The following is a 24,900-nucleotide window of genomic DNA, read 5'->3' as shown; positions in this document are numbered from 1 at the left end:
TAGGGAGGTCTGTGCGGTACGCCTTGAAAGAGGTAACCATTGCATAAAGCAATGCTGAACGCACAGAAGTCAGCAGAGGTCATAGTAGCCGAGAGGTGAAGGACCGAATCAGTAGGAGTCTTGAGTATGAACGAGAAAGGAGGAATGACCGTCTATGGCAGAAAACATTGAAAACAATGGCTGTTTGCAAAGAGATAATGCGGAACATGAAGGGTATGTGAAAGCGTCTAGGTCATTCAATCGGATATGGAAAGAAAGAGACAGTGCACAGCCGAGACTTTTGGAAGCGATACTGTATAAAGACAACTTTAACAGAGCGTATAAGAGAGTTAAGGCAAACAAGGGAGCGCCAGGAATTGATGGCATGACCATTGAGGAGGCTCTTCCATATCTAAAGGAACATCAACAAGAGTTTATAGCTTTTACTTTTTTCTCCGGTTGGCATACTGGTGGCAAGTCCATTTTCATGGCAGATACGATTACTGATTCTGCAGAGTTTATGGTAACTCCGCTTATTGGAAACATACTTGTGATGATCAACAAAGCTTGCGGCGTTAAAGATGATATGATTGTGAATATGATTTTTGTCAACGTGGGTGCTGATCACGAAGCTTTGAATTGGGTGATCCAAGTTATTGTGATAATAGCCTTGATTCCTATACAACATTTGGAATTTCCTATGACAAAATCTCTGATAACTGGATATATGATGGGAAAATTATTCATATTCTCTATGATGCAGACCCCAACATCAACTGTGATAACAATGCAAGTGATGGTATCAACCTCAAAGATGACTTCCTTTGCATACATAAAAACCGCTGTACAGGTCTCCCCATACAGCGGCAGACTGTTTATTTCCCGAACAAGTCGCTGTGTGTGCCGGTGCGAGCCAGCGTCAGCACCAGAACATCATCCTCAATGCGGTAGACAAGCAACCAGTCCGGAAGAATATGACATTCCCGATGACCTGCCCAATCGCCTGACAGGTCATGGTCACGGTTCTTATCCGGCAACTGTTCGCCCATCGCCAGCAATGTCACGACCTGCTCCAGCAGCTCGATCTTCAAGCCACGCTTTATGGCTCGTTTATAGTCTTTTTTGAAACATGTGGTGTACTTGACGGTATATTTTGTTTCTTTCATCTTTTTAGATCAGCAAACAACTCGTCAAGGTCATTGTAGCCCTTTACAGACGGGTCTTTTGCAATCCTTTCCGCTTCCAGCATGGCAGCAACCGTTTCTTTGTTCGGCTGTTCTAGCCTTACCTCAAAGGGAATGCCGCCTTCACGAAGCGACTGGCGCACAAAGATGTTAAATGCCGTAGTCAGGTTCATGCCAAGTTCAGTAAACAGTGCGTCCGCCTGCGCTTTCAAATCTGCGTCCATGCGGATACTGATGTTTGTAGTATTTCCAGCCATACGATCAGCTCCTTTCTGCTGGCAATTATAGTATATGTCATTTGCACGAAGAAAACAATACTTTGCACGAATATTTAATGTTAAATTCATTTAAAGAGGAGTTGAAGATGAATTTTATAAAGAAAAAAGGGTGCTGGGTGTCAAAGAAACAGAATTATCTAATGCAAGGGATTGTATTTGCTTCCAGATTGTATCGCCGTATCAGTACCACGCTGGAGATATTTTGCGAAATTTTCTTTTATCGATACTGCTTGCCATCATGAGCGTGGCATATATTTCGAAAGCTTGTTAAGAAACGAGTAAAGCTTGTATGGAAGCTATTTGGAATACAAACTGTATCCAAGGAATCATAAAATTTCTGGAATAAATAGAGATTATTCTGGAAGTGATATGTGTTAAAATTGCATTCTTATTTCTACAAAAAAGAAATTGCTTCAAAATTTGAAATATTATAAAATAAAATTTGCAGAAAGAGTACAAAAAGTGAGTTCCCTTTTGGAAATTCCTTTTCGTACTCTTTTTCTATTAAAAAGTTTATTTTTTTCCAAAATCCTATTGAAACTAAAAGAACCAACTTGCTACACTCGCAGTAGAAACCAGAGATAATCAAAAAATGGAGGGTTACCAATGAAAGAAAAACAGTTACAGCAAAAGAAAAGAAGAATCTTATGGGGATGGATCCTGGCAGTATTGTTACTTAGCATCAGTATGGGAACCGTCAATGTTCAGGCGGCAAAGCTAAAACTTAACAAAACAAAAGTTACCGTATATAAAGGTTGTACGGAAACATTAAAAGTAACTGGCAGCAAAAAGAAAGTAAAATGGAGTAGTTCCAAAAAGGCGGTCGCGTCTGTTTCTTCTTCTGGGAAGATAAAAGGGAAAAAGAAAGGAACGACAGTGATTTATGCAAAGGTTGGAAAACAAACTTTGAAATGCAAAGTTACAGTGAAGGAACCAAGTAATGCTCAGAGATTAAATCTAGCGAAAAAGGAAGCAAGGAAAATTGTAAAGAAATATGTAATTTCCAATCTGAATACGAAAGAACGTGCCTTTGTTCTATTTCAGTATCTGACTGAGCATTGTTGCTGGCAACTTAATCAGTCTACAGAAGCTTATAAAAAGAATTACGGAAATGAAGCTTATGCGGCATTAATTTTGAAAAAGGCGGCCTGTTCCGGCTATGCAAGGGCATACAAATTACTCTGTGAGGCAGCAGGTATTCCGGTAAGACATGTGAATGCAGGAAGCTGGACGCATCAGTGGAATGAAATAAAGGCAAATGGAAAATGGATTAAGGTGGATGCTTATGGGGGAACCTTCGCAGATACAACCGGAATTCGGAAATCACTTCTGAAAGAAAATAAAAATAAGGAGCAGCTGGTGTTTAAATTTGTGATGGAAGAAGAGGAATAAAAGATTCGGACATCAAAAAACAGACAGGATACAATTCTACAGAAGTGAAGAAATCTGGAAATGAAACCGACGCGTGTTAAATAATGAAGGAGAATGCAATTTACGACCAAAATGCGACTTTATTGCAACCTCTATAACATTGACTTCCGATTCCATCCATTATAGAATGGTATTTGTAAAAAGAAGGCACAATTAGCAGCTTGTTACGCACAGGCTGCTATTTTGTGCCTTTTTAATCGTATTACTAATAGGAGGGTTTACATGGATAACACAAAAAGAGCACTTGCAGAGGAAGCCACAGAAAAAGAAATACCCCGGGCCGCTTACGAAGGGGTGCTTACCATTGATGTGGATGCACAGGTGGAAAGCATGGAAGAGCAGGAAGATGCCAGATGGCACCAACTGTTAAATGCACATCGTACCAGAAAGGTTCTGACCGGGCAGCTTGGCGGCATTGAAAAGCTGGAAAGCGGTTGGATGGTTGCGGTTACCTATTACAACGGTTTCCGTATCATCATCCCCATGAATGAAATGATGATTAACTTAAGCGGGGATGGTCGGGAAAACGCAGATACCTTAAACCGCCAGGTCCGGATTGCCAACAACATGCTTGGCTGTGACATTGATTTTATCATCAAGGATCTGGATGCCAAAAGCCGCAGCGTGGTGGCTTCCAGAAAAGATGCCATGCTCCGGAAAAGACAAACATTCTACTTTGGGGAAACAGGGGAAAAGCCTCTTTTGTATCCGGGCAGGATCGTAGAGGCAAGAGTCATTGCGGTTGCACCAAAGGCAGTCCGCCTGGAAGTGTTTGGCGTGGAAGTTTCCGTCCGCGCAAGGGATATGGCCTGGGAATGGATGGGGGATGCCGGAGAAAAATTCCAGGTGGGAGATCTGGTCCTTGTTATGGTAAACAAGGTGGAAGTGGATTCGGTAGACCAGATTCGCGTGGAAGTGGATGCCAAAAGCCCGACGGCCAATACCAACAAGGACAATTTGCGGAAATGCCACCGTCAGGGCAAGTATACAGGTATCATTACAGAAGTTTATAAAGGAACCTATTTTTTTTATGCGCCTGGATATCGGAGTTAATGCAGTGGCACATAGTTGCAACATGACCACCCTTCCATCCAAAGGAGACAAGATCGGGCTGGTGGTGACGCGTATCAATGACAATTATGAGGTGGCAGAGGGAATTATTACACGACTAATCAAACGCTGTGTCTGAAAAAGTTTAAAAAAGTAATGAAATCCTATTGACACAGAAAAAGCGATTTTTCTACAATCGGCTCAAACAGGAAAGGAGCTGGTGCAACATGAGAAAAAAGAAAAAACAGGACAACAGACTGTATTGTCCTTATTGTGGACGGCAGGCAGTACTCCGCCCTGCAATGTACGTGTATGGGGAGAGGAACCTGGATCCGGAAAATTATCTGTATGTCTGTGGCGGGTATCCAGCATGTGATTCCTACATAGGAGTTCACAAAAAGAGCCTGAGTCCTATGGGAACCTTGGCAGATGGGAATCTTCGCCACAAGCGGATCGAAGCACACCGGGCGTTAAACGAAGTGATAAACGCAGGGGTTATGACCAAACATGGGCTTTATATCTGGCTGCAGAACCGGCTCTGCCTTTCAGAAACAGAAATGCATATCGGAAAATTTTCTTATTTTCGATGTGAAGAAACCATTCGGGAATGCAAAAAACTTATGGAACAAAACAAAATAAAAATCGAAACGGTTTCCTATGAGGAAAATAAGTTTGCTGCATGAAAGAAAGGAGGTATCAGGTGCGTTTGCAGGCAAAAGAAGATGAAGTTTACCATTTAATGGATCTAAAAGAGTGGTTTTCAGTTCTGATTGGACTTGGCAGCTTTTTGGAGGGAATCGCGCTTTATTTTTTCATCTTTCGAATAAGGGCCTGGGATCTTGCCTATTTGTGTGTGGCACTGGCTCTTAGTATCATATTTCTTTTGCGGCAGACTGCCGGCATCAGCAGACGAATCATGGAATCGGAATACTGTTATATGGAACTGGAACCAGATAGCCTTGCCGTCTGCCAGCCGGAGAAAAATGGAAGATATGAGTCCTGCCGTATTTTTTATCCGGAAATAGACAAGATCGTGGAAGGGAGCCGTCGTGGAATCCCGGAGTTTTATGTTGTGTTAAGAGAAACGGATCAGGAACGGGAGAGCTTTTTTCTATTGGATGATGAAGAGCAAAAGCGAAATATCTTCTGTGTCCGATCTTTTGGGTTTGACCATGAGGATTTTATCCATTTTTACCGAAAGCTCCGGTGGAATGTTCCTGGCAGGGTGCGGATTATCGGAACCAAAAACCAGGAGGTCAGGAACCTTCGAAAGCCAAATACGGGAATGTGTCTGCTGGCAGCCCTTTTTCTTGGCTATGTGGTTCCAAAACTTCTGGAAGTGATGAAGCTGTTTTAAGGAGGAACTTTAAATGATTTTTTATACAGCAGTGGGAAACCGGGTGGAAGAAGACTCCGGAAGGTTTGTGGTACGGGTTGGGGAGCAGGAAAAGGTACTCTCTGAGATGGAGACCATGATTTGGGCCGCCCTTACCCGGTCGGTATGCGAAGAGGCAAATGTACACTCCCAGATGTACCGGCTTTTATGTATTGCCCTTGGAAAAGAAAAGGCGATGGAATGGGCGGATGAAGAGGATTTTCGTTTTTGCTTAAACCGTCTGGTACGGCGCGGCTTGGTAGCCAGATGCGAGGGAGAGACAAAAGAAGAAGCACTGTTTTTCCTTTTTCAAAGGGCAGTACTGAAGCCAATCTGTTATTCTTTTTCTGACCGGATGCGAAACTTTACCGACAGCCTGGCCATGGGAAAAGGAATAAAGTTTGCCCTTCGTGCATTTCAAAAGCCTACATTTTCTTATGAAGAACACAAGGTCTTTACCCAGATCGTGAAAAATGGAACCATTTCCGATCATTTATGCAGCCTACAAAAAGAAACTCAAAAGGTTCCGGTAGCAGAAAAACAAAAAGAGGAGATTTTAGAACAGGTCAGCCAGGAGTATTTACGCATTTTAGTTTCCCTGTACAAAAAGAAACAGCTTGTGATTAGCTGTATCAGAGAGGAAGGCGGACTTGAAGCAAAAGAAAGGATGGCAGCAGTTGTATGAGAACCTGGAAAAAATCCAGATCGGGTATGAAAGGATTCCTGGCTTTTTCAGAAACGGATTGTGAACACTGTTTTGATCTGCCTGGTTATTTTATATTGCGGATGTACATTTGGAATGGCGGAAAAATCCACCGGGTTTGTACTATGGACCATTTATCTGGTGCTATGTGGATTTGGATATGCCGGATATGTCTTTTACCTGGCAGCAACAGGTGCCTATGAAATCGTGGAACTGGAAAAGATCGAGATGACACGCCAGCTGGATAAGGTGTACCGGCTTGATCATGCAGTAACCAAAACCCAGAAAGTGATCTTAAGTGCTTTTGACATGGATTGGAATTATGTGAAATACCGTGCAGAAAATATCAGCAGAATCTTGAAGGGAGTACAGTGATGGCAAGAAACATGAACAGGGAAACACTTGAACAGAAAATAGCAAAAACAGAGAGGGCAATCAGCCGGAACCGTGAACAGAATGACCGCCTGACAGCGGAACTGGAAGACCTGCATAAAAAGAAAAAAGCGATTTTGAATGAAGAAATTTTAAAAGCTATTGCAGGAAGCGAAAAAAGCTATGAGGAGATCCTCAGTTTTATACAAGGAAAAACGGATACCGACAGTAGAGAGGAAGAATGACATGGAAAAACAGGAGCAGGAAGAAAGGAAACACATAGAAGCTCTGGACAGAAAAATAGAAAGACTTCAGGAAAAAGTAATTAAAAAACATAAGGAATATAGTGTTCTTGCTGAGGAGCTTTCCACACTGCTGGATGAACGACACCCGGAACGGAAAATCGAGAGGGCAAAACAGGCGTTGTATGATGTATACGTGGAAAGTGAGCGTTCATTGGATGAAATCATTGACTTGATTCGGAATGCCGATGAATGGATATAGGCTGGATTTAGTTGTAAAATTTCTGGAAGTTCACAATTTATTAAAAGGCTGTTTGAAAATAAAGAAATCCAATTTGACTAAGGGATATCTTTATAAGAAGCAGCCTTTTTATATTTTATAGGTTATTATGTAGTTTGAGACATTTTCGTGACGTTACGAAAATGATAAACTAGCTGAAAAAAATTATCATTAATTTCTAAGATGGTGAAAAATTTTTTATATATGTTGTGTCTTTTTTCTATACTGTAAAGGTGTCAGCCATATTTTTTCTTAAAAACATTCTGAAAATAAGACTGGCTGGAAAAACAAAGATAGTTCGAAATCTCAGTCAGGCTTTTATCACTATAAGTCAACAGTCCCTTGGCATCTTCCAGCTTACAGCGGACAATGTATGCCCCTATATTAATTCCAAGTTCTTCTTTAAAATGCTTCATGGTGTAGGAACTGCTGCGATGAATCTGTTTTGCGATATCTTCAATACTTAGATTTTCGTTGGTGTGGCAGCGGATGTAGCTCATACAGTTGTATATTTCAGAGGAAATTCCTTCTGGAATATGAGTATTAGCTGTATGGTGGCAGAAATCCTGTATCATGGAATACTGGAGGGATTTTACATCACTGATCGTCTGCAGTCGTTCACATTCCTGAATATATAGATCCATAAGCTGATAGGTCTTTTCAATATCCAGACCGCCTGGAATGGCACCAAGCATTCCCACTTTTGTTGTTGTCGCGATAAATAGATTTTTTGCATGGCGCAAAGGCGTGTTGGCCATTTTTCCCTCTATGGATTGAAACTTGTTTGTGTTCAAAAAATGATCTAGTTTGACAGGGTTTCCTTCTTTTACTGCTTGATATAATTCCTGCTCAAAATAGTAGGAGTCGTGTAAATTATTATTCTCGATATTATTGGCAATTTCGTTGACGTTCTGTTCTTCACGTTTTCTCACGTGCTCATTGTCCTGTTGAAAAAGATCCTGGACACTTATTTCTTTTTGATTCAGACATAGGTGAATTAATGCGAGATGTCTGGAAAATTGCTGGTAAGTAATTCGCGGGATAGTACAGAGAAATTCTGCGACTGCCTCTTGGTATTCCAATGCAATGGCATTTTCATGCATATAAGCTCTGATAATTTCAGAAGTAACCGGAACACTAAAAGCTGGTCCGAGAACAATTGCGTAATCGGTTCCAAGGATATGGACAACTCCATATTCAATATCTGGTGAATATCGGTAAAAATTAGGGGTGTCATCAATCGGTGCCATTTCCCAATAACGCGCAGCCTTTACGGAACATACTTCACCAATAGAAGAATAAATGGCTTCGTTCTTTTTCATAAGACTGACTGGAATATGGGTAACAGAAAAATACATTCTGCAAAAAGATACATAATTCATATGAAAGCATCTCCTCAAGTTTTTCTAAATCTATATTTGACAGTATTTTTGGGGGCTTGTTAATGTTAAAAATCTGAAATTATATGTTGAATTTTACAATATAAAACCTTAAATTACAATACAGAAAAAACTAAGAATGATAAAGTTGAGGTATAAAAAGTTACTGATCCCTGGTAGCTATAAAAGTATTAGATACAAAAAGGAGAAGAAAACATGAGAAAAGAAAAACGCGGTCTGGGAGTTGACCGAAATGGTGTGCAGAAAATGATGCGCAAACGTGATTATCTTGCAGATATGTCAGGGCAGTTTGGCATGAATCTGGTAGCCAATCTGATTGGCCAGCTTACTTATTTCTATACGGATAAGGTGGGTTTGGCTGTTGGCGGCATTGGTATTGTAATGCTGATCGCAAAGATTGTAGATGCAGTGACGGATCTGTGGTTTGGAAATATAATCGATCACTCCAAAGGTGGAAATAGAAAATACTATCGTTGGATTTTAAGAATGATGGTTCCATATTCCATTCTGGCAGCATTACTGTTCTGCGTACCAATTAAGGCAGGACAGATTCCTGCACTGATATATGCATGTGTGACAAACATTCTTTTGTCAGCAGTATGCGGAACCCTGATGGGAACTCCAATGTCTGCTGTTATGGTTGTCAGAACAAACAGCCAGAGCGAACGTGAAAGTATGGGTGTATGCAGGGCTGTTGGTGCATATGGCTCTGGAATGGTAATCGCGATTCTTACAATTCCGATTACAAATGCCCTGGGCGGCAATCAGAATGCATGGATAAAATATGGTTTTATTATGGCGCTTCTGGTTCTGTTAATGCTTTCTATCTGTTATATGAACGGTCGCAAAGCGAAACTTGTAGATGAAGTTAGTGAAAATGATAGTCAGGATGAGGAAGAAGCAATTCCGTTAAAGAAATCTATTCCAATGTTGTTTAAAAATAAATATTGGGTTATTTTAATACTTTTTAATCTGATCACACAGATCACAAATTCAATTGCTGCTACATCTGGTACTTATTACTGTAAATGGATTTTCGGAAATGATAATCTGGTAGCACTTGCTGGAGCCCTGGGATTTTTTGCCACTCTTGTTGGTTTTGTCGTGTCGAAACCGATTATTGCAAAACTGGGAGTTCGTAAAACAATTGATTTCGGTGTACTGGGAGCTGCATTTACTGCTTTAATTCGTTGTATTATCCCGACTAATTTTAAGGTATATATTGCAGTCAGTGTAATCGGAAGCTTTGTTCAGATTCCGCTGATGTGTCTGTACGGAGTTCTTCTGGCTATGGTTATCGATTACAACGAATATACATACTACAACAAAATGGTAGGTGTTTCATCAGGTGCAATTGGAATTGGAACCAAGATCGGTTCCGGTGTAGGTTCTGTAATCCTTACAGCTTGTCTGGCATTGGGCGCTTACAATCCGGATCTGGAAGTGGCAACTACTTCTATGAGATATGCAATTTATGCATTTTCAAACTATCTTCCACTGATTATCAATCTTGGATTATTTGTATTGTTCCGGTTCTTTGATCTGGAAGAAAAGCTTCCGGCGATTCATGAAGAACTGGCGAGAAGACGCAGCCAGAAAAGCACTGAGCAGTAAAACAGCAGTTACTGTTCACTGGTAACAAACACCAATTAGCATAGCATCAGTCGTAAAGTATAAACCCATAATTTACAATTAGAATCTGGAGTGTTGGGCATGAAAAAAATTTACGCAGCAGTTTCGCCGGATGTAAGCCGACGCGAAATCGAAAACAGAAACAGAAGTCGCCTGATTGCAGCAGAAGGAATGGTTTTGCTGGAGAATAACGGTATTCTGCCGCTCAAGTTAAAAGAAGCAAAAATCGCTTTGTTTGGAAATGGTGCCAGACATACCGTCTCAGGTGGAACTGGCTCAGGAGAAGTGAATGCAAGAGAAGTCAGTTCTGTAGAACAAGGGCTGGAGCACGCAGGTGCTGTCATTACCACGAAAGCGTGGCTGGACAGATACGATGCTGCGGCAGTGCAGAAGAAAGAAGCTTATAAGGAAAAAATGCAGCAAAAATATGCCGATTCTCCGGAACTGGCATTCTGGGCGATGTTTGCCCATCGGAACCCTTTGACGATTCCTACAGAAGAAAATGATTTTTCCAAGGCAGACCAGGATATTGCAATTTATGTACTTGCAAGAAATTCCGGTGAAGGTGCAGACAGAAGAAATGAGCCTGGTGACTATCAGCTGCATCAGGAAGAGAAAGAGTTTTTGACTACTCTGTGCAGCCATTACAGTCACGTTATTGTTGTACTGAACATTGGCGGCGTGATTGATACTTCCTTTTTCCATGAGCTGTCCAATATTTCAGCTGTTGTTCTGATGGGACAGGCTGGCAGCTCAGGGGGAGATGCACTTGCAGATGTTTTGAGTGGAAAAGTAAATCCCTGTGGACATCTGGCAGCGACCTGGGCAAAAGAATATGAAGATTATCCCAATGCAGATACATTTGGATATAGGAACGGAAACCGGGATGATGAATATTATACAGAAGGAATTTATGTGGGGTACCGTTGGTTTGATTCTTTTGGAAAAGTTCCGGCATATCCATTTGGATATGGAAAATCTTATACTACATTTTTGGTTGAAACAAAGGATATTTTACTTAAAAATTCTGAAATCGTATTAAATGTACAGGTTACGAATGCAGGAAAAGAATATTCTGGAAGGGAAGTAGTGCAGATTTATATATCAGAACCGGATGGACGGCTGGAAAAGCCTTATCAGGAACTGGCAGCTTATGCAAAAACAAAATGCCTACAGCCTGGTGAGAGTGAGAATATGACGATTTCCTTTCCGGTAAGCCGGATGGCTTCTTATGATGAGAAACAGGAAGCGTGGATCTGGGAGAAAGGCAGCTATATTATCCGTGTAGGAGAACATTCCAGAGCAACAAAGGTGACCGGAGTTATTCACCTGGAAAAAGAATGTATCTATCAGAAACTGGAAAAATTATTGCCGCTGGATTGTGAAATGGAATGCATCCATGGGGATAAAACGCTGTTTTATTCATATCCGGAAGAAGAAAAAGAAATCAAGAATGCTCCAGATTTGTTTGTAGAAAGTTTTCTGACAAAAAAGAAAAATGACAATTGTCTGGAAAAACAAATAAAAAAATCAGAACAGGTTCCTGACAAGAAAACGGAAATTCAAGCATCTCAAATCTACAGAATGGAAGATGTGCTCTCTGGAAAATGCAGTCTGTACGATCTGGTACAGCAGTTAACAAAAGAAGAACTGACTGCATTATGTGTTGGAACAGCAAGAGGCGGTGAAGAAGAAACTTCGACAATAGGGGCGGCAAGCAGAGCCTGCCCTGGAGCTGCAGGAGAAACGACTTCAAGTCTTATTAAAAGCAGAAATATACATAATATTATTCTGGCTGACGGACCTGCTGGTTTGCGGTTGTCACCAATCTTTACAGTGGATGACGGTCAGAATGTGACTTGGCAGAAACCAGCCCTTGGAAATGATTTTATGGATATTTTTATGAAACAGGATAATCGGCCTTTGAAAGAGAAGGAAGTTACTTATTATCAGTATTGCACTGGAATTCCTACAGCAACTTTGCTGGCACAGACCTGGGATAAAGAGGCTCTTTACGAAGCAGGAGATATTGTCGGTTCCGAAATGAAAGAATTTGGAATCATGCTTTGGCTGGCACCGGGAATGAATATCCAGAGAAATCCTTTGTGTGGAAGAAACTTCGAATATTATTCTGAAGATCCGCTTATTTCCGGTATTTGTGCAGCTGCTGAGACCCAAGCGTTCAGTCTCACCCTGGAGCTGGTACTACAATTAAACATTTCGCATGTAACAATCTGGAAGATAACAGGGCATACAATAATAGTCACGTGACAGAACGCACTCTGCGTGAAATTTACTTGAAAGGATTTGAAATCGCAATCAGAAAAGCACAGCCGTTGGCCTTGATGTCATCTTACAATATGTTGAATGGAATTCATACTGCGAATTCGGTAGATCTTTTAACAAAAGCTGCACGTCAGGAGTGGGGCTTTGAAGGGCTGATTATGACTGACTGGGGTACTACCGCAGAGCCCAAACCGGATCTGGAAGGCAGAATGCCTTTATATGGACCTTCCAACGCGGCAGCCTGCATCAAGGCAGGAAATGACCTGCTTATGCCGGGAAGCAAAGAGGACGTAGAGGAAATACTTGCATCTGTTGATGCAGAAGAGGGAACTGTAAAATATCCGATTACACTGGAAGAATTACGTGGATGTGCAGAAAGAATTTTACGGATCATAGCAAAAAGCAATACCTACACTGAGGAGTCATAATGATAAAAGCAACGGATTTGAAAATTGAATACTTAACAGGTAATCCAACTATAGATATTGTTTCACCAAAATTGTTATGGAAAGTACAAGAAGCAAAGACACAGACGGCCTATCAGGTAAAAGCCAGTGTGGATGGTCAGGAGATATATGACACTGGAAAAGTCAGATCTTCTGTAATGGATCATAAATATCAAGGAAAATTAAAAAGCCGCAGTCAGGTGACCTGGAAAGTCCGTTTATGGGATGAAAAGGATATCTGTGGAGAATGGAGCGAAAAAAGCAGCTTTGAAATAGGACTTCTGGATGAAAAAGACTGGGTGGCAGAATGGATTGATCCGGAACTTTTTCATGAACCAGAGGAAAGACAGCCTGCCAGTTATCTGAAAAAAGAATTTCTGGTAGAGAATTCCGGAAATGCCAGACTCTATATAACTGCCCATGGTATTTATAATGCGTATATAAATGGGAAAAAAGCCAGTGATTTTATTCTTGCCCCTGGTACAAGTCAGTATAATGCCAGACTTCAATATCAGACATACGATGTGAGTGGGCTTTTAAACGTCGGAAAAAATGAAATTCTTGTTACAGTTGGAGATGGCTGGTGGCGAGGCGATACTGGATACGGTGGAGTACGAAATAGCTTTGGGACAGATCTGGCAATTCTGTGTCAGCTGGAAATTGACAGAAAAACAGTTCTGATAAGTGATAAAAGCTGGAGTGCATCCCAGGAGGGACCGCTTGGGTTAAATGATCTGATGCAGGGCGAGTGTTATGATGCAAGAAAAGAAAACATCTGTGAATGGCATCCGGTAACAGAAAAACAATTCGGCTATGAAAACCTGGTTTGTTCCAATAGCTTTGATGTAGTTGAAAAAGAAAACTATACAGGCAAGCAGATTCATACACCTAATGGAGAGGTTGTTATTGATTTTGGTCAGAACATAGCTGGTTACGTGAAGTTTGGATTTTATGCACAGGCAGGACAGTGCATTACGCTTTATCATGGAGAGTGTCTGGATCAGAATGGCAATTTTACGCAGGAAAATTTCCAGGCACCAGAGCACCGGGTAGAGCAATGTGTAAAATACATTTGTAAAGAAGGCTGGAATGAGTATAAGCCGGAAAAATCCATATTTGGTTTCCGCTATATTAAGGCTATAACAGATGTAAAAGTGACAGAAAAGAATTTTACCGCAATTGCTGTTTATTCAGATATGCCACAGACAGGAAAATTTGAATGTGGACATCCGGGAATCAATCAGCTGTTTTCAAATGCAGTGTGGAGCATGAAAGGGAATTTCCTTGAAATTCCTACTGATTGTCCTACAAGGGAGAGAACCGGCTTCACAGGCGATGCCCAGGTATTTGTAAACACAGGAATGTACCTGATGGAATGCTATCCGGTATATCGGAAATTTTTAAGTGAATTAAGGGAAGTACAACTGGAAGGTGGTTGTATCAGCCAGACAGCTCCGGCATCACAGGGACATTTGTTTGACGGTGCGGCTGGATGGAGTGATGCCATAGATCTGATTCCATGGAGAATGTATCTTCGTTACAATAATCCAGAAATACTTGCAGAAAATTATGAAAAAGTAAAGGAATGGTTGGCTTATTGTCTGGAACGTGCAAAAAAGGACAATCCTGGAAGAAAAAAAGGGAAAAACGAAAAGTATAGTTCTTATCTGCTGGATACAGGCTGGCATTGGGGAGAATGGATCGAACCGGACTGGAACGGATTTATAAACACAGAAGATCCAGGTGGAACTTACCTGAGAGATATTTATGAACATGGTGCACCGGAAGTCTGCACTTCACATTTATCTTACGGCTGCTATATCGCCTCAGAAATGGCAAAAGCTCTTGGATACCAGAAAGAAGCAGAATTCTATAGTGAAATGAGAAAGTTTACCAAACTGGCCTACCGGGAAGTTTGTATGGAAAATGGACATATGAAGCAGAAAAGACAGTGCGATTATGTTCACGCGATCATGTTTGACATGCTTTCAGAGGAAGAAAAAAAGATTGCCTGTGATGAGCTGAATGAAATGATCGTGAAAAACGGATTTCATCTGAATACCGGATTTTTAAGCACATATGAACTGCTTCATGTGCTGACTGATTATGGTCATGGAGATACGGCATGGAAGCTTATGCTTCAGGACACATATCCGGGGTGGCTGTATCAGCTGAAGTATGATGCAACTACAGTCTGGGAAAACTGGAAAGGTATGGAAGCAGGAAGAGAACCGAAAGATTCCATGAATCACTATTCTTTCGGAACTTTTGCCGGCTGGCTGATGGATCGTGTTGCCGGAATACGGGTGGAAAAAGGAAAAATCAGGATTCAGCCCTATCCTGACAGGCAGATTGGATATGTGAAAGCATCTTACGATTCACCTTTTGGAAAAATTAAATCTTCCTGGGAGTATGAGGGAGAAAACTGCAGAATAAAAGTAGAAATCCCGGCGAATGCCCATGCAGAAATTTTACTGCCAGATGGCAGCTGTCATGAAGCAGACTACGGTAAATATGAATATGTGATAATGGAGAACAAGCATGAGTAAAGAATACTTAAACGCATCACTGGCACCTGAGAAAAGAGCTAAGGCACTGCTGGAAGAAATGAGTCTGGAAGAAAAAGCAGCACAGCTGACCGGTGTTTTTCCTTTTGACGAAGAATATAAAGATTTTGACGGAATTTCAAAAAGAGTACCGCATGGTATTGGAGAAGTAAGCACATTGGAAATGCGGCGGATGGAGACATTGGAAGAAGTTGCGGCGTGGCAGAAAAAAGTCCAGGAAATTGTAATGGAAAACAGTGAACATCACATTCCTGCAATTTTTCACATGGAAGGCTTATGCGGCCCATTTATTCAGGATTCCACCAGCTTTCCGGCAGGTATCGGACGTGGTGCCGGATTTGATCCGGAAGTGGAAGAAAAGATCGCAGAAATTGTAAGCCGGCAGGAAGCTGCCTGCGGAATTACCCACATATTAGCGCCTGTTCTGGATATCTCCAGAGATTCCCGTATGGGACGCCAGGGAGAAACCTATGGGGAAGATCCGGCCCTTGCTTCTGCAATGGGAGCTGCATATACAAAAGGAATACAGAAAAAGGAAACAGCAGGAAGAAAAACAGAAAGTGTTGCCAAACATTTTCTGGCTTTCCATAATTCCAATGGAGGAATCCACGGAGCTGTCAGTGATACACCGCCAAGACTTCTGGAAGAAATTTATGGAAAACCATTTCAGGCTGCAATCCAGGAGTCTGACCTTCTGGGAATCATGCCTTGTTACTGCACTGTGAATGGGGAACCGGTATCTGCATCTTATGGACTTCTGACAAAGCTTCTTAGAGATGAAATGGGATTTCAGGGACTTTGCATCAGTGACTATGGTGCAGTTGGTAATACCCATGGCTCCCAGCATGTTGGAGAGACGCTGGAAGATGCCGGACTGCTTTGCCTGAAAGCCGGAATGGATATGGAACTTCCGAATCCAAGTGGATTTGGAGAGAAGTTTCTGGAAAAGTTCCGGACTGGAAAAGCCGATATCAGTGCACTTAACCGGGCTGTATTGCGTGTGCTGACTGCAAAGTTCCGTATGGGCTTATTTGAACATCCGTTTTCTTTGCAGGGAGAGGAGTTAAAAGGTGTATTTTCCCAGAAGACAGACAGAGAAGTATCCCTGCAGTCCGCGAAAGAATCGCTGGTCCTTCTGAAGAATAACGGAGTATTGCCAATTGGCTCCGACGTAAAAAAAATAGCAGTAATCGGTCCTCATGCAGACTGTGCAAGAAAGTTTTTTGGTGGATATACCCATATGTGCATGATGGAATCCACTTATGCCATAGCGAATTCCATTGCAGGAGTCAGTGGGGTAAAAGTTGCAAAACCAGAGGAAATCAAAACAGTTCCAGGAACGAATATCCAGTCAGATGAAACAGAGGAGTTTGATCAGATCCTGAGAAGGCAGAAGCCGGATTGCAGAAGCCTTTTAGAAGAACTGCGGGAAAAGCTGCCAGATGTAGAGGTAAGCTATTCTTATGGTTATTATATTGCAGGAGAAGATGAATCCCATTTTGAGGAAGCCTTGGAAAAGATAAAAGAGGCAGATCTGGTAATCCTTACATTAGGAGGCAAACACGGAACCTGCTCCATGTCTTCTATGGGAGAAGGTGTAGATGGAAGCAATATTAATCTGCCAAAAGGACAGGACGAATTTATAAAACGTGCAGCTGCATTTGGCAAGCCAATGGTCGGAGTACATTTTGACGGAAGACCGATCTCAAGTGATATTGCGGATAAGTATCTGGATGGAATCCTGGAGGCATGGAGCCCGGCAGAAACCGGAGCAGAGGCTGTTGTAAGCGTATTGCTTGGAGAATATAACCCAGGAGGTAAAATGCCTGTTACAACTGCTTATCATGCAGGACAGATTCCTGTTTATTACAATCATCAGTACAATTCCTGCTGGGATCAGGTTGGAAGCATCGGATTTGCCAATTATGTGGATTTGCCACACACACCAAGATATTGTTTCGGCCACGGACTTTCCTATACACAGTTTTCCTATTCCGACCTGAAACTTTCCAAAAAGGAAATTGGCCCTTTTGAAACAATTGAGATCAGAGTGGATGTAGAGAACGTGGGCAGCAGGGTCGGCGATGAAGTGGTACAGCTGTATTTGAGAGATCTTTATGCAAGTATGGCAAGACCGGTAAAAGAATTGGCAGGATTTAAGCGAATCACTTTAGAGCCAGGAGAAAAGCAGACAGTTATATTCGAAGTAAAGGCTAGTCAGATGGCATTTTTGGACATGAATATGCAGTGGAAAGTGGAAAAAGGAACATTTCTTGTGGAAGTGGGAAGTTCATCCCAGGATATTCGCTTGAAAGATGAGTATAAGGTTACAGAAGACGGCTGGTTGGAAGGAACAGACAGGGGATTCTATGCAAAAGCTTACAAGGAGGCAGACAGAACATGAGACAACACTTAAGAATACATAAAGCAGAACCTAATAAGGGAATTCTGGATTACTCTCACCTTTTAGACGCACCTGCCGGAAAACACGGATTTGTGGAGACAAGAAACGGACATCTGTATTTCGAAGATGGAAAAAGAGCCCGTTTTCTTGGCTTTAATGTGGCAGCACGTTCCAATACGCCTGATCATGAAACTGCGAAAAAAATGGCAGAGCGTTTTGCAAGCATGGGAGTAAACCTGATTCGTCTTCATGCAGCAGATGCGCCTGTAGGTGAGCAACCTGGAAGCTGGAGCAGCTGTGTAAATAACCCACTTCTGGATTATGCAGACGGAAACAGCAGGAAATTCAATCCAGAAGGGCTGGACCGTTTTGATTACTTTATTGCGAAATTAAAAGAAAAAGGAATTTATCTGCATGTTGACCTGATTGTTGCAAGAGAATTTCAGCCAGGTGACGAAATGGATTATCCAGGGGGAGCACCGTCCTGTATTAAACGTTATGCCATTTATAATGCGCGCATGATAGAGCTGCAGAAGGAATATGCAAAAGAGCTGCTTTGTCATGTAAATCCCTATACAGGACTCTCACTTGCAGATGATCCGGCTGTTGTGACAGTTCAGATCAACAACGAGGATTCTGCAATCAAATGGGCCATGGGAGCTGATGCCGATGAGCAGATGAAGCCATACAGGGATGAAGTGCAGTCTCGTTTCAACCATTTTCTGTTAATGAAATATCATACAAGAAAAAGACTTGCAGAAGCATGGACTTGTGAAGGCTGCTGTGCGCTAGGAGAAGAGGAAGATCCGGCAGCAGGAACGGTACGTGGTATTGCAGGCGGTTTTTATCAGCCGGTTAACGATCCTAATGGTTCTTGGGATACAGAAGAAAGTCCGGCCAGATATGCAGATTTTATGGAGTTTGGTATTTATATGAACCGGAAATTTTACCGGGATATGAAGGATTATCTTATTTCTTTGGGAGTTAAGGTTCCGATCGTTACAAGTAATCTGATCGCAGGGGCGGCTGATGTGTATGGACATACAGATGGAGATCTGATGGAAAACAACAGCTATTTCAATCATCCGCTTTTATTGCCTGATATGAACAATACTTATATGGTAAATGGACCGGTAGAATATGTATCCACCAATCCTCTGACCTGGCAGAGAGGCGTTGGTTCCATGGCAACTACCCTGTTGAGTCTGGCATCTGTAGCAATCGTAAAAGGAAAGCCTTTTATGTTAAGCGAATGGAACGAATATGGTGAGCATATGTTCCATTCCACTGCACTTGTTCAGACAGTTGCCTATGCATGCCTGAATGACTGGGATGGATTGATTCTTTACAATCATCATACCTCAGAGAACTGGGATGATCAGCCGGCAGATGAAATCCGGAATATCTTTGATGTGTATAATGACCCGGCGGTGATCTGTCAGTGGGGATTTATGGCATCGATGTTTCTGAAAGGTCTGGTATCTGAGGCTAAGCATTGTGTTGATATTGTGTATACCCAGAATGATCTGAAAACACTGCCTGAGTTTCATGCTATGCCGACTATGTTTTTCCCATATATAACAGGAATGCGCAACGTATTTCTGGATTCTGGTGACACCTACCAGGGAAATGGAGATATTGCAGTAAATGCAGGATTTTTAAACGGAGCCAGATTATCTGAGGCAAAACACAGTGTTTATTATGCGTGGTCAAAGTACCGGGATATTGGAAGAAGATATGAAGATAAAAACCGGCTGGAAAGAGCTGCTAAGGGAACAAAGCTGATTGAGCAGGGCGTTCATCTTGGGGAGCAGGCGCTTGTGTTTAATGATATTGCAAAGATTGCAGGAGAGGGAGATTACAGAAATTTTGCGCGCATCATGGATCAGGCGATGAAGGAGTGGGATGTAATTCCAAAGGAAACTGGCTATGTTGATGGAAAATTAATATCTGAGACCGGGGAAATTATATTTGATCCGGAAAATGCCTGCTATGCGGTTCAGACTCCTTATTGTGGATATTACAGCGGGGCACCGAAAGAATTGATTTCGTTATCTGATATGGTAAAGGTAAAAGCAGAAAACAAACGGATCACGTTGGCTTTTATCGCAAAAGAAGAAAACAATCTTGATCAGGCGCAGGAATATATTCTTACTGCAATGGGAGAGACTGGGATGGATGAAACCGGATACTATCCTGGACAGAAAATACCCGGAATGCCATATGAATTTACAGCTGTAGAATTTAAAGGAAAGCTGTTTGCAGAAACACTGGAAGGCTGTATTTATGTACAGGCAAAAGAAGCCAAGCTTGAGGTACTAAGTCCGGTTGGAGAAGTAATCGCACAGCTTGAAGGAATAGAGGAAAATGGGGAGATACAGTTTGCGGTAAATGGCACGATTCCAGGAATTCAGTATCATCTCACTGTAAAAAGATAAGAAATACGAGGAGAAATTGCTATGAAGACATCAGTAGAAATGCTGGAAAACACTGATCTGTATCAGTTTACGGATGAAGGAAACAGCTGTCAGATACTAGATCCGGCAACGCCAAGACACTGGTATAATTATTTATGGAATGAAGACCGGTATTGTGCCCAGATTTCCCAGACCGGTCATGGCCGGAGCTATTTCCTCAGCGAAAAAGCAGATATGTGCATGATTAATCAAAATGATGCCAGATATGTATATTTAAGAGATGATGAAAGTGGAAGCTGCTGGAACATTGGAAAAGGACCATTAAATGCGGAAGTTGAAAATTACAGCTGTACACACAACATCAGCTACTCAGAAATACGATCAGAAAAAGATGAAATAGAAGGCTCCTGGAGAATTTTTGTTCCCCAAAAGGGACTTTATGAAATGTGGACAGTGACGCTTTGTAATAAGGGAGAACAGGAACGTAATCTCAGTATGTTTTCGGCTGTCAGCTTTTCGCTGGAAGGATTTTCTTATCCAAGATACTACGAAATGTACCGTTGTATGAATACTGGTTTTCAGTCAGAATTAAATGGAATTTACTGTGATTCCGCACATCCGTTTGCCCCACATGAGTATTATCACGGATTTCTGGCTTCTACGGAACCAGTATATGCTTATGATGGAGATTTGACGAAATTCTGTGGCTCGTTATCGACCTTAACAATGCCGGATGCATCTGCATGTGCGTTATTTCAGCGGCCAGATGTAGTGGTACAGGGAAGAGACTGCACGAATTCAGAAGCTGCACTTTTTATCCTTGGAGGAGTGCTTCAGCATAAAATTCAGTTACAGCCAGGTGAGAAAAAAGAAATTCATGTGCTGTTCGGAATCAGCCAGTCATGTGAAAAGGCGATTGAAGTAGTAGAACAGTACGGATCAAACCCGGAAAAAGTACAGCAGGAATTTGAAAAAGCAGCAGCATACAATTATGAAAAAATCAGTTCTCTGTCAATTAAGACACCGGATGAAAAAATAAACCATATTATGAATAACTGGGTGAAAAAGCAGGCTGATTTTTGTATTGTCGGGAAAAAAGGAGTCCGGGATAATCTGCAGATCGCAGTCGGACTTTTGAACTACAGACAGGAAAAAGCAGAAGAAGAGATTATAGAGTGTCTGAGACATCAGTTCCGTGATGGGCATGCGGTACTGACCTGGTATCCTTATGATGATACCCGTTACTCAGATCAGCCATTCTGGATCATCTGGGCAGTATGTGAACTGATCAAAGAAACTGGTAATCTGGCATTGCTGGAAAAAAAGACAGCCTGGCAGGATGGTGGGGAAGCTACAGTGCTGGAGCATGTGAAAGCAGCTGTTGACCGACTGATTGCAGATAAAGGTGAAAACGGTCTGGTTAAAATATTTTTCGCAGACTGGAACGACGCACTGAATGTTACAGATGATGAAGAGGCAGAATCTGTGATGCTTTCCCATCAGTTCTGTCTGGCACTTCGGGAACTGAAAAATCTGATGGAATATGCAGGTGATCATACATATGCACAGTTCCTGGAAGAAGAGTACAAAAAAATGAAATGCAGTATCAATCAGGCGGCATGGAATGGAAACTGGTATGCTAGAGCTTTGAGTAGAAAAGGAGATATAGGTACCAAGGACAGTAAAGGCAGTAAAATCTATTTGAATGCCCAGACCTGGGCTGTGCTGGCAGATGTAGCAGATGATGAAAAGCTGCCAGAACTGCTTCGGTCCGTTGATGAAATGGAGCGGGATTTTGGATTTCCATTGAACGATCCGCCTTACCAGATTTACGATGCCCATGTAGGAAGAATGTCAGGAATGCTTCCCGGATTGTTTGAAAATGGCGGTGTTTATTGTCACGCAACAGGATTTAAGATTCTGATGGATTGTAAGGTGGGAAGAGCATCAAAAGCATTGCAGACATTAAAGAAAATAATGCCTGACAGTGAGAAAAATCCTTCTTCACGTTCCGGTGCTGAACCTTATGTCTTTACCAATTGCTACTCTACACATCCAGGATATTACGGAAAGTCTTATCAGTCCTGGACTACAGGAACATCTGTCTGGTGCCTGATGGGAATATACGAAGGAATCATGGGTGTGAAGAGGGATTATGAAGGCTTAAAAATTGTTCCTTGTTTTCCGGCAGAATGGGAAAATGCAGAGATGACAAGACATTTCAGAGGAGCCGATTATCACATTGTGATTCAAAATCCACAGCATGTGGAGAACGGAAAAGGAAGTCTTTTTGTAGATGGAAAGCCGTGCCTGGAATCTGTATTGCCAGATTTCAGAGATGGAAAGATGCATGAGGTCGAAGTGAAAATTTCACAGCAGTAACCAGTAAGGAGCAATAGAGAGAATGAATCAAAAAAAAGTTGCAGAAAAAATAGTAGAAGAATCTGTGGTACTGCTAAAAAACGAAGATAATCTTCTTCCATTTGTCGGACAGAAAGATGTGGCATTCTTCGGAAGAGCACAGATTGGAATGCTGTATTCCGGAAACGGTTCAGGTGGGGCTCATATTGCCGGCTGTCCTACGATTCTTGACGAGTGTGAAAAAAACAGTATTATTCCGGAAGCTTTATTAAAGGGATTCTACACATATAAGCTGAAAGAGGAAAAGGTTTCTGAAGAGGATACTTTTGACTGGACGAAAGTAAATGAGGCTATGAACTGTGGAATCATGTATGAAATATTTGGAAAGTACCGTGCTCCGCTTAAAGAATATGAAGTGCCAGAGTATCTGCTTCAACAGGCAGCGGAAAAAACAGATACCGCAGTGATCGTTCTGGGAAGAAATTCCGGTGGTGAGGAATGTGACCGGCATTTGACAGAAGACTATTACCTGACAAGGGAAGAAGAAAAACTGGTAGACATAGTATGCAGTCAGTTTACCAAAGTTGTGGTTATATTAAATGTAAATGGTCTGATCGATCTGGCATGGCTGAAAAAGTATGACAGCATCAAAAGTGTATTGTTTCTTGGAATTCCCGGGGAAAGAGGTGCGGTTGCCCTGGGCAGAATTCTTTCTGGAAAAGTGAACCCATCTGGAAAAATGACAGTGACTATTGCAGAAGATTATAACGACTATCCTTCATCTGCACATTTTTCATGGGATAAGGAACATCCGGATCAGATCATGACGTATGAGGATTATGGATTATCCGCAGAGGAAAATGGCAGCAGGGGATTTGAGAAAAGTCCTGTAACGGTTTACTGGGAGAACATTTATGCAGGTTACCGGTATTTTGATACTTTTCAGAAAAATGTGTTATTCCCGTTTGGATACGGATTATCATACACGACATTTGAAATTACAGAAACAGGTACCCAAAAGAAAAAAGACGGTATAAAAGTTGTTGTCCGTGTGAAAAATACAGGAGCTGTGCCGGGAAAAGAAGTAGCCCAGGTCTATTGGTCAAAAATGGATCAGGAAGGATGTGAGCATCCGATGCAGGCTCTGGGAGGTTTTGAAAAAACCTCTCAGCTGGCTCCTGGTGAAGAGGAAGTGCTTAGCATTACAATTCCATGGAAAGAACTGGCGGTATATGAAGAAGAGCGAGCCGCATGGGTGCTGGAAAAAGGGGAGTATGCACTGCGTGTGGGAAACTCTTCCAGAAATACGGTCTGTGGAAAATTTATGCAAACAGAACAGGATTATGTTCTGGAGCAATGTGAGAATTGCCTGATGTTAGCATCCTGTAACTGTGGAAAGCTTAAATTTTTAACAAAGGATAAAAAACCTGATGGAACGACGAAAATAGCGGACGTAATAGAGAGAACAGAGAGAGTAGATACAGTTAAAAAAGGAAATCAACAGAAAAAAGCAGCAGAAGTACATAACTGTAAAGTGCAAACAAGAAATTTTTCTGGATTTTCCATAGAAGAACTGGCTGCCCTTTGTGTGGGATACGGACCTGGAATTCCTTTTGCAGCAGCAGGAGATCTGAGTAAACCTTCTACAATTTTAGATGAAAACGGGACACCTCTGACCACGAACAGCCATCCGGTTGGATATGCCGGATATGTTTCTCCTGCGATTGAGGAAAAGGGTATCAAGTCTGTTTTTTATAAAGACGGACCAGCTGGAATCGGAGAGACAGCATGGCCAACGGAAATGCTGATCGCCTGCGCATTTGACAAAAAACTCTGGTATGAATTTGGAAATGCTATAGGGGAAGAATGCGAGAGAAAGCAAGTGGATATATGGCTTGCACCAGCTGTAAACTTACACAGGAATCCTCTTTGCGGAAGAAATTTTGAATATTTTTCAGAAGATCCTTATTTAACTGGAATATGTGCCTGTGAGATAACCAAGGGTGTACAGGAGAATCATCCGGTGCTGGTATGTCCGAAGCATTTTGCAGTAAATGAGCAGGAAACATTCCGCAGGGGAAGCAGCAGAAAAAATTATGATGCAGTAGATTCGATCCTGACAGAGCGCACAGCCCGGGAAATTTATTTAAAGCCCTTTGAGATGCTGGTTCGTGATGCTAAGGTTGCGTGTATTATGACATCTTTTAATAAGATAAATGGTATTTTTGCAGGAGCAAATAAAGATCTGTGCACCCATATTCTTCGTGAAGAATGGGGATTTGAGGGAGCTGTGGTAACCGACTGGGGGGATATGGATATTGTAACAGACGGAGCAGATGCTGTTGCTGCTGGAAACGATATTGTCATGCCAGGAGGCCCTCCTGTAATTGCCCAGATATTAAAGGGGGTACAGGAAAAGCGTGTGACTCGCAGAGAGCTTGAGAATGCAGTCAGCCATCTTCTGGATATGACCAGCAAGGTAACCCCATAATT

Annotated in this window: 20 protein-coding genes and 2 pseudogenes; 18 read left to right on the top strand and 4 right to left on the bottom strand. The window is 41.9% G+C overall.

What is annotated here, in order from left to right:
• Positions 1 to 154 precede the first annotated feature (154 nt).
• A pseudogene (locus DW904_RS16520) lies at positions 155 to 412 on the top strand (group II intron reverse transcriptase/maturase); the annotation flags it as partial.
• Here the strand turns inward: DW904_RS16520 and DW904_RS16515 are convergent.
• The 3 genes and pseudogenes from DW904_RS16515 to DW904_RS16505 all read right to left on the bottom strand — a co-directional run.
• Positions 413 to 610, bottom strand: a pseudogene (locus DW904_RS16515) (relaxase/mobilization nuclease domain-containing protein); the annotation flags it as partial. It lies immediately after the preceding pseudogene.
• A gap of 244 nt (positions 611 to 854) precedes the next feature.
• Positions 855 to 1,145 (bottom strand): type II toxin-antitoxin system YafQ family toxin, encoded by a 291-nt coding sequence (locus tag DW904_RS16510; protein WP_117854248.1) that lies wholly within the window; start codon positions 1,143 to 1,145, stop codon positions 855 to 857.
• Positions 1,142 to 1,420, bottom strand: coding sequence for a type II toxin-antitoxin system RelB/DinJ family antitoxin (locus DW904_RS16505; protein WP_005924829.1), 279 nt, complete (start codon positions 1,418 to 1,420; stop codon positions 1,142 to 1,144). The genes DW904_RS16510 and DW904_RS16505 overlap by 4 nt, the downstream gene beginning before the upstream one ends.
• A 627-nt stretch (positions 1,421 to 2,047) precedes the next feature.
• Between DW904_RS16505 and DW904_RS16500 the strand changes: the two genes are divergently transcribed.
• The 9 genes from DW904_RS16500 (at position 2,048) to DW904_RS16465 (ending at position 6,876) form a co-directional block, all read left to right on the top strand.
• Complete coding sequence (locus tag DW904_RS16500; protein ID WP_117854247.1) at positions 2,048 to 2,833, top strand: transglutaminase-like domain-containing protein; 786 nt, start codon at positions 2,048 to 2,050, stop codon at positions 2,831 to 2,833.
• Positions 2,834 to 3,094: 261 nt separating this feature from the next.
• Entirely contained in the window at positions 3,095 to 3,925 is an 831-nt protein-coding gene (locus tag DW904_RS16495) for a S1 RNA-binding domain-containing protein (RefSeq protein WP_347562178.1), read from the top strand.
• 4 nt (positions 3,926 to 3,929) lie between these two features.
• The gene (locus DW904_RS25845; protein WP_301331857.1) at positions 3,930 to 4,061 is read left to right on the top strand and encodes a hypothetical protein; all 132 of its coding nucleotides are present in this window, start codon (positions 3,930 to 3,932) and stop codon (positions 4,059 to 4,061) included.
• Between the two features lie 88 nt (positions 4,062 to 4,149).
• Positions 4,150 to 4,605, top strand: coding sequence for a zinc-finger-containing protein (locus tag DW904_RS16490; protein WP_117854246.1), 456 nt, complete (start codon positions 4,150 to 4,152; stop codon positions 4,603 to 4,605).
• The gene (locus tag DW904_RS16485; RefSeq protein ID WP_147422335.1) at positions 4,602 to 5,279 is read left to right on the top strand and encodes a hypothetical protein; all 678 of its coding nucleotides are present in this window, start codon (positions 4,602 to 4,604) and stop codon (positions 5,277 to 5,279) included. The genes DW904_RS16490 and DW904_RS16485 overlap by 4 nt, the downstream gene beginning before the upstream one ends.
• Positions 5,280 to 5,292: 13 nt before the next feature.
• Positions 5,293 to 5,982 carry a hypothetical protein gene (locus tag DW904_RS16480; RefSeq protein WP_118582797.1) on the top strand — a complete coding sequence of 230 codons (690 nt, stop codon included), beginning with the start codon at positions 5,293 to 5,295 and terminating at the stop codon, positions 5,980 to 5,982.
• A gap of 114 nt (positions 5,983 to 6,096) precedes the next feature.
• Complete coding sequence (locus DW904_RS16475) at positions 6,097 to 6,375, top strand: hypothetical protein (protein ID WP_117854243.1); 279 nt, start codon at positions 6,097 to 6,099, stop codon at positions 6,373 to 6,375.
• Positions 6,375 to 6,617 (top strand): hypothetical protein, encoded by a 243-nt coding sequence (locus tag DW904_RS16470; protein WP_117854242.1) that lies wholly within the window; start codon positions 6,375 to 6,377, stop codon positions 6,615 to 6,617. The genes DW904_RS16475 and DW904_RS16470 overlap by 1 nt, the downstream gene beginning before the upstream one ends.
• Position 6,618: 1 nt before the next feature.
• Complete coding sequence (locus tag DW904_RS16465) at positions 6,619 to 6,876, top strand: hypothetical protein (RefSeq protein ID WP_117854241.1); 258 nt, start codon at positions 6,619 to 6,621, stop codon at positions 6,874 to 6,876.
• Between the two features lie 254 nt (positions 6,877 to 7,130).
• Here the strand turns inward: DW904_RS16465 and DW904_RS16460 are convergent, their stop codons facing one another.
• Positions 7,131 to 8,276 (bottom strand): helix-turn-helix domain-containing protein, encoded by a 1,146-nt coding sequence (locus DW904_RS16460; protein ID WP_243110455.1) that lies wholly within the window; start codon positions 8,274 to 8,276, stop codon positions 7,131 to 7,133.
• Between the two features lie 213 nt (positions 8,277 to 8,489).
• Between DW904_RS16460 and DW904_RS16455 the strand changes: the two genes are divergently transcribed.
• From DW904_RS16455 to DW904_RS16425, 8 genes are all read left to right on the top strand, one after another.
• Positions 8,490 to 9,908, top strand: coding sequence for an MFS transporter (locus tag DW904_RS16455; RefSeq protein ID WP_226838046.1), 1,419 nt, complete (start codon positions 8,490 to 8,492; stop codon positions 9,906 to 9,908).
• 99 nt (positions 9,909 to 10,007) lie between these two features.
• Positions 10,008 to 12,197 (top strand): glycoside hydrolase family 3 C-terminal domain-containing protein, encoded by a 2,190-nt coding sequence (locus DW904_RS16450; RefSeq protein WP_279254400.1) that lies wholly within the window; start codon positions 10,008 to 10,010, stop codon positions 12,195 to 12,197.
• Positions 12,137 to 12,640, top strand: coding sequence for a glycoside hydrolase family 3 N-terminal domain-containing protein (locus DW904_RS24630; RefSeq protein ID WP_347562179.1), 504 nt, complete (start codon positions 12,137 to 12,139; stop codon positions 12,638 to 12,640). The genes DW904_RS16450 and DW904_RS24630 overlap by 61 nt, the downstream gene beginning before the upstream one ends.
• A complete protein-coding gene (locus tag DW904_RS16445; RefSeq protein ID WP_117854238.1) occupies positions 12,640 to 15,207 on the top strand; it encodes a family 78 glycoside hydrolase catalytic domain in 2,568 nt (855 codons plus the stop codon). The genes DW904_RS24630 and DW904_RS16445 overlap by 1 nt, the downstream gene beginning before the upstream one ends.
• Positions 15,200 to 17,629 (top strand): glycoside hydrolase family 3 N-terminal domain-containing protein, encoded by a 2,430-nt coding sequence (locus DW904_RS16440; RefSeq protein ID WP_117854237.1) that lies wholly within the window; start codon positions 15,200 to 15,202, stop codon positions 17,627 to 17,629. Before DW904_RS16445 ends, DW904_RS16440 begins: the two co-directional genes overlap by 8 nt.
• Positions 17,626 to 20,067, top strand: a complete 2,442-nt coding sequence (locus tag DW904_RS16435; RefSeq protein ID WP_117854236.1) for a hypothetical protein — start codon at positions 17,626 to 17,628, stop codon at positions 20,065 to 20,067. Before DW904_RS16440 ends, DW904_RS16435 begins: the two co-directional genes overlap by 4 nt.
• Before the next feature lie 21 nt (positions 20,068 to 20,088).
• A complete protein-coding gene (locus DW904_RS16430; protein ID WP_117854235.1) occupies positions 20,089 to 22,428 on the top strand; it encodes a cellobiose phosphorylase in 2,340 nt (779 codons plus the stop codon).
• 22 nt (positions 22,429 to 22,450) lie between these two features.
• On the top strand, positions 22,451 to 24,898 hold the full coding sequence (locus tag DW904_RS16425; protein WP_117854234.1) for a glycoside hydrolase family 3 protein: 2,448 nt from the start codon (positions 22,451 to 22,453) through the stop codon (positions 24,896 to 24,898).
• The last annotated feature ends 2 nt before the right edge of the window (positions 24,899 to 24,900 follow it).

The organism is Ruminococcus sp. AM42-11 (assembly GCF_003480145.1).
Lineage (GTDB): Bacteria > Bacillota > Clostridia > Lachnospirales > Lachnospiraceae > Blautia_A > Blautia_A faecis.
Note: the sequence above shows the minus strand (reverse complement) of the source record. Positions and strands in the feature narration are given on the sequence as shown.

Excerpts from the sequence above, each read along its gene's own strand:
- DW904_RS16510 (WP_117854248.1), bottom strand. The coding sequence starts at position 1,145 with ATGAAAGAAACAAAATATACCGTCAAGTACACCACATGTTTCAAAAAA.
- DW904_RS16505 (WP_005924829.1), bottom strand. The coding sequence starts at position 1,420 with ATGGCTGGAAATACTACAAACATCAGTATCCGCATGGACGCAGATTTG.
- DW904_RS16500 (WP_117854247.1), top strand. The coding sequence starts at position 2,048 with ATGAAAGAAAAACAGTTACAGCAAAAGAAAAGAAGAATCTTATGGGGA.
- DW904_RS16495 (WP_347562178.1), top strand. The coding sequence starts at position 3,095 with ATGGATAACACAAAAAGAGCACTTGCAGAGGAAGCCACAGAAAAAGAA.
- DW904_RS16490 (WP_117854246.1), top strand. The coding sequence starts at position 4,150 with ATGAGAAAAAAGAAAAAACAGGACAACAGACTGTATTGTCCTTATTGT.
- DW904_RS16485 (WP_147422335.1), top strand. The coding sequence starts at position 4,602 with ATGAAAGAAAGGAGGTATCAGGTGCGTTTGCAGGCAAAAGAAGATGAA.
- DW904_RS16480 (WP_118582797.1), top strand. The coding sequence starts at position 5,293 with ATGATTTTTTATACAGCAGTGGGAAACCGGGTGGAAGAAGACTCCGGA.
- DW904_RS16475 (WP_117854243.1), top strand. The coding sequence starts at position 6,097 with ATGGCGGAAAAATCCACCGGGTTTGTACTATGGACCATTTATCTGGTG.
- DW904_RS16470 (WP_117854242.1), top strand. The coding sequence starts at position 6,375 with ATGGCAAGAAACATGAACAGGGAAACACTTGAACAGAAAATAGCAAAA.
- DW904_RS16465 (WP_117854241.1), top strand. The coding sequence starts at position 6,619 with ATGGAAAAACAGGAGCAGGAAGAAAGGAAACACATAGAAGCTCTGGAC.
- DW904_RS16460 (WP_243110455.1), bottom strand. The coding sequence starts at position 8,276 with ATGAATTATGTATCTTTTTGCAGAATGTATTTTTCTGTTACCCATATT.
- DW904_RS16455 (WP_226838046.1), top strand. The coding sequence starts at position 8,490 with ATGAGAAAAGAAAAACGCGGTCTGGGAGTTGACCGAAATGGTGTGCAG.
- DW904_RS16450 (WP_279254400.1), top strand. The coding sequence starts at position 10,008 with ATGAAAAAAATTTACGCAGCAGTTTCGCCGGATGTAAGCCGACGCGAA.
- DW904_RS16445 (WP_117854238.1), top strand. The coding sequence starts at position 12,640 with ATGATAAAAGCAACGGATTTGAAAATTGAATACTTAACAGGTAATCCA.
- DW904_RS16440 (WP_117854237.1), top strand. The coding sequence starts at position 15,200 with ATGAGTAAAGAATACTTAAACGCATCACTGGCACCTGAGAAAAGAGCT.
- DW904_RS16435 (WP_117854236.1), top strand. The coding sequence starts at position 17,626 with ATGAGACAACACTTAAGAATACATAAAGCAGAACCTAATAAGGGAATT.
- DW904_RS16430 (WP_117854235.1), top strand. The coding sequence starts at position 20,089 with ATGAAGACATCAGTAGAAATGCTGGAAAACACTGATCTGTATCAGTTT.
- DW904_RS16425 (WP_117854234.1), top strand. The coding sequence starts at position 22,451 with ATGAATCAAAAAAAAGTTGCAGAAAAAATAGTAGAAGAATCTGTGGTA.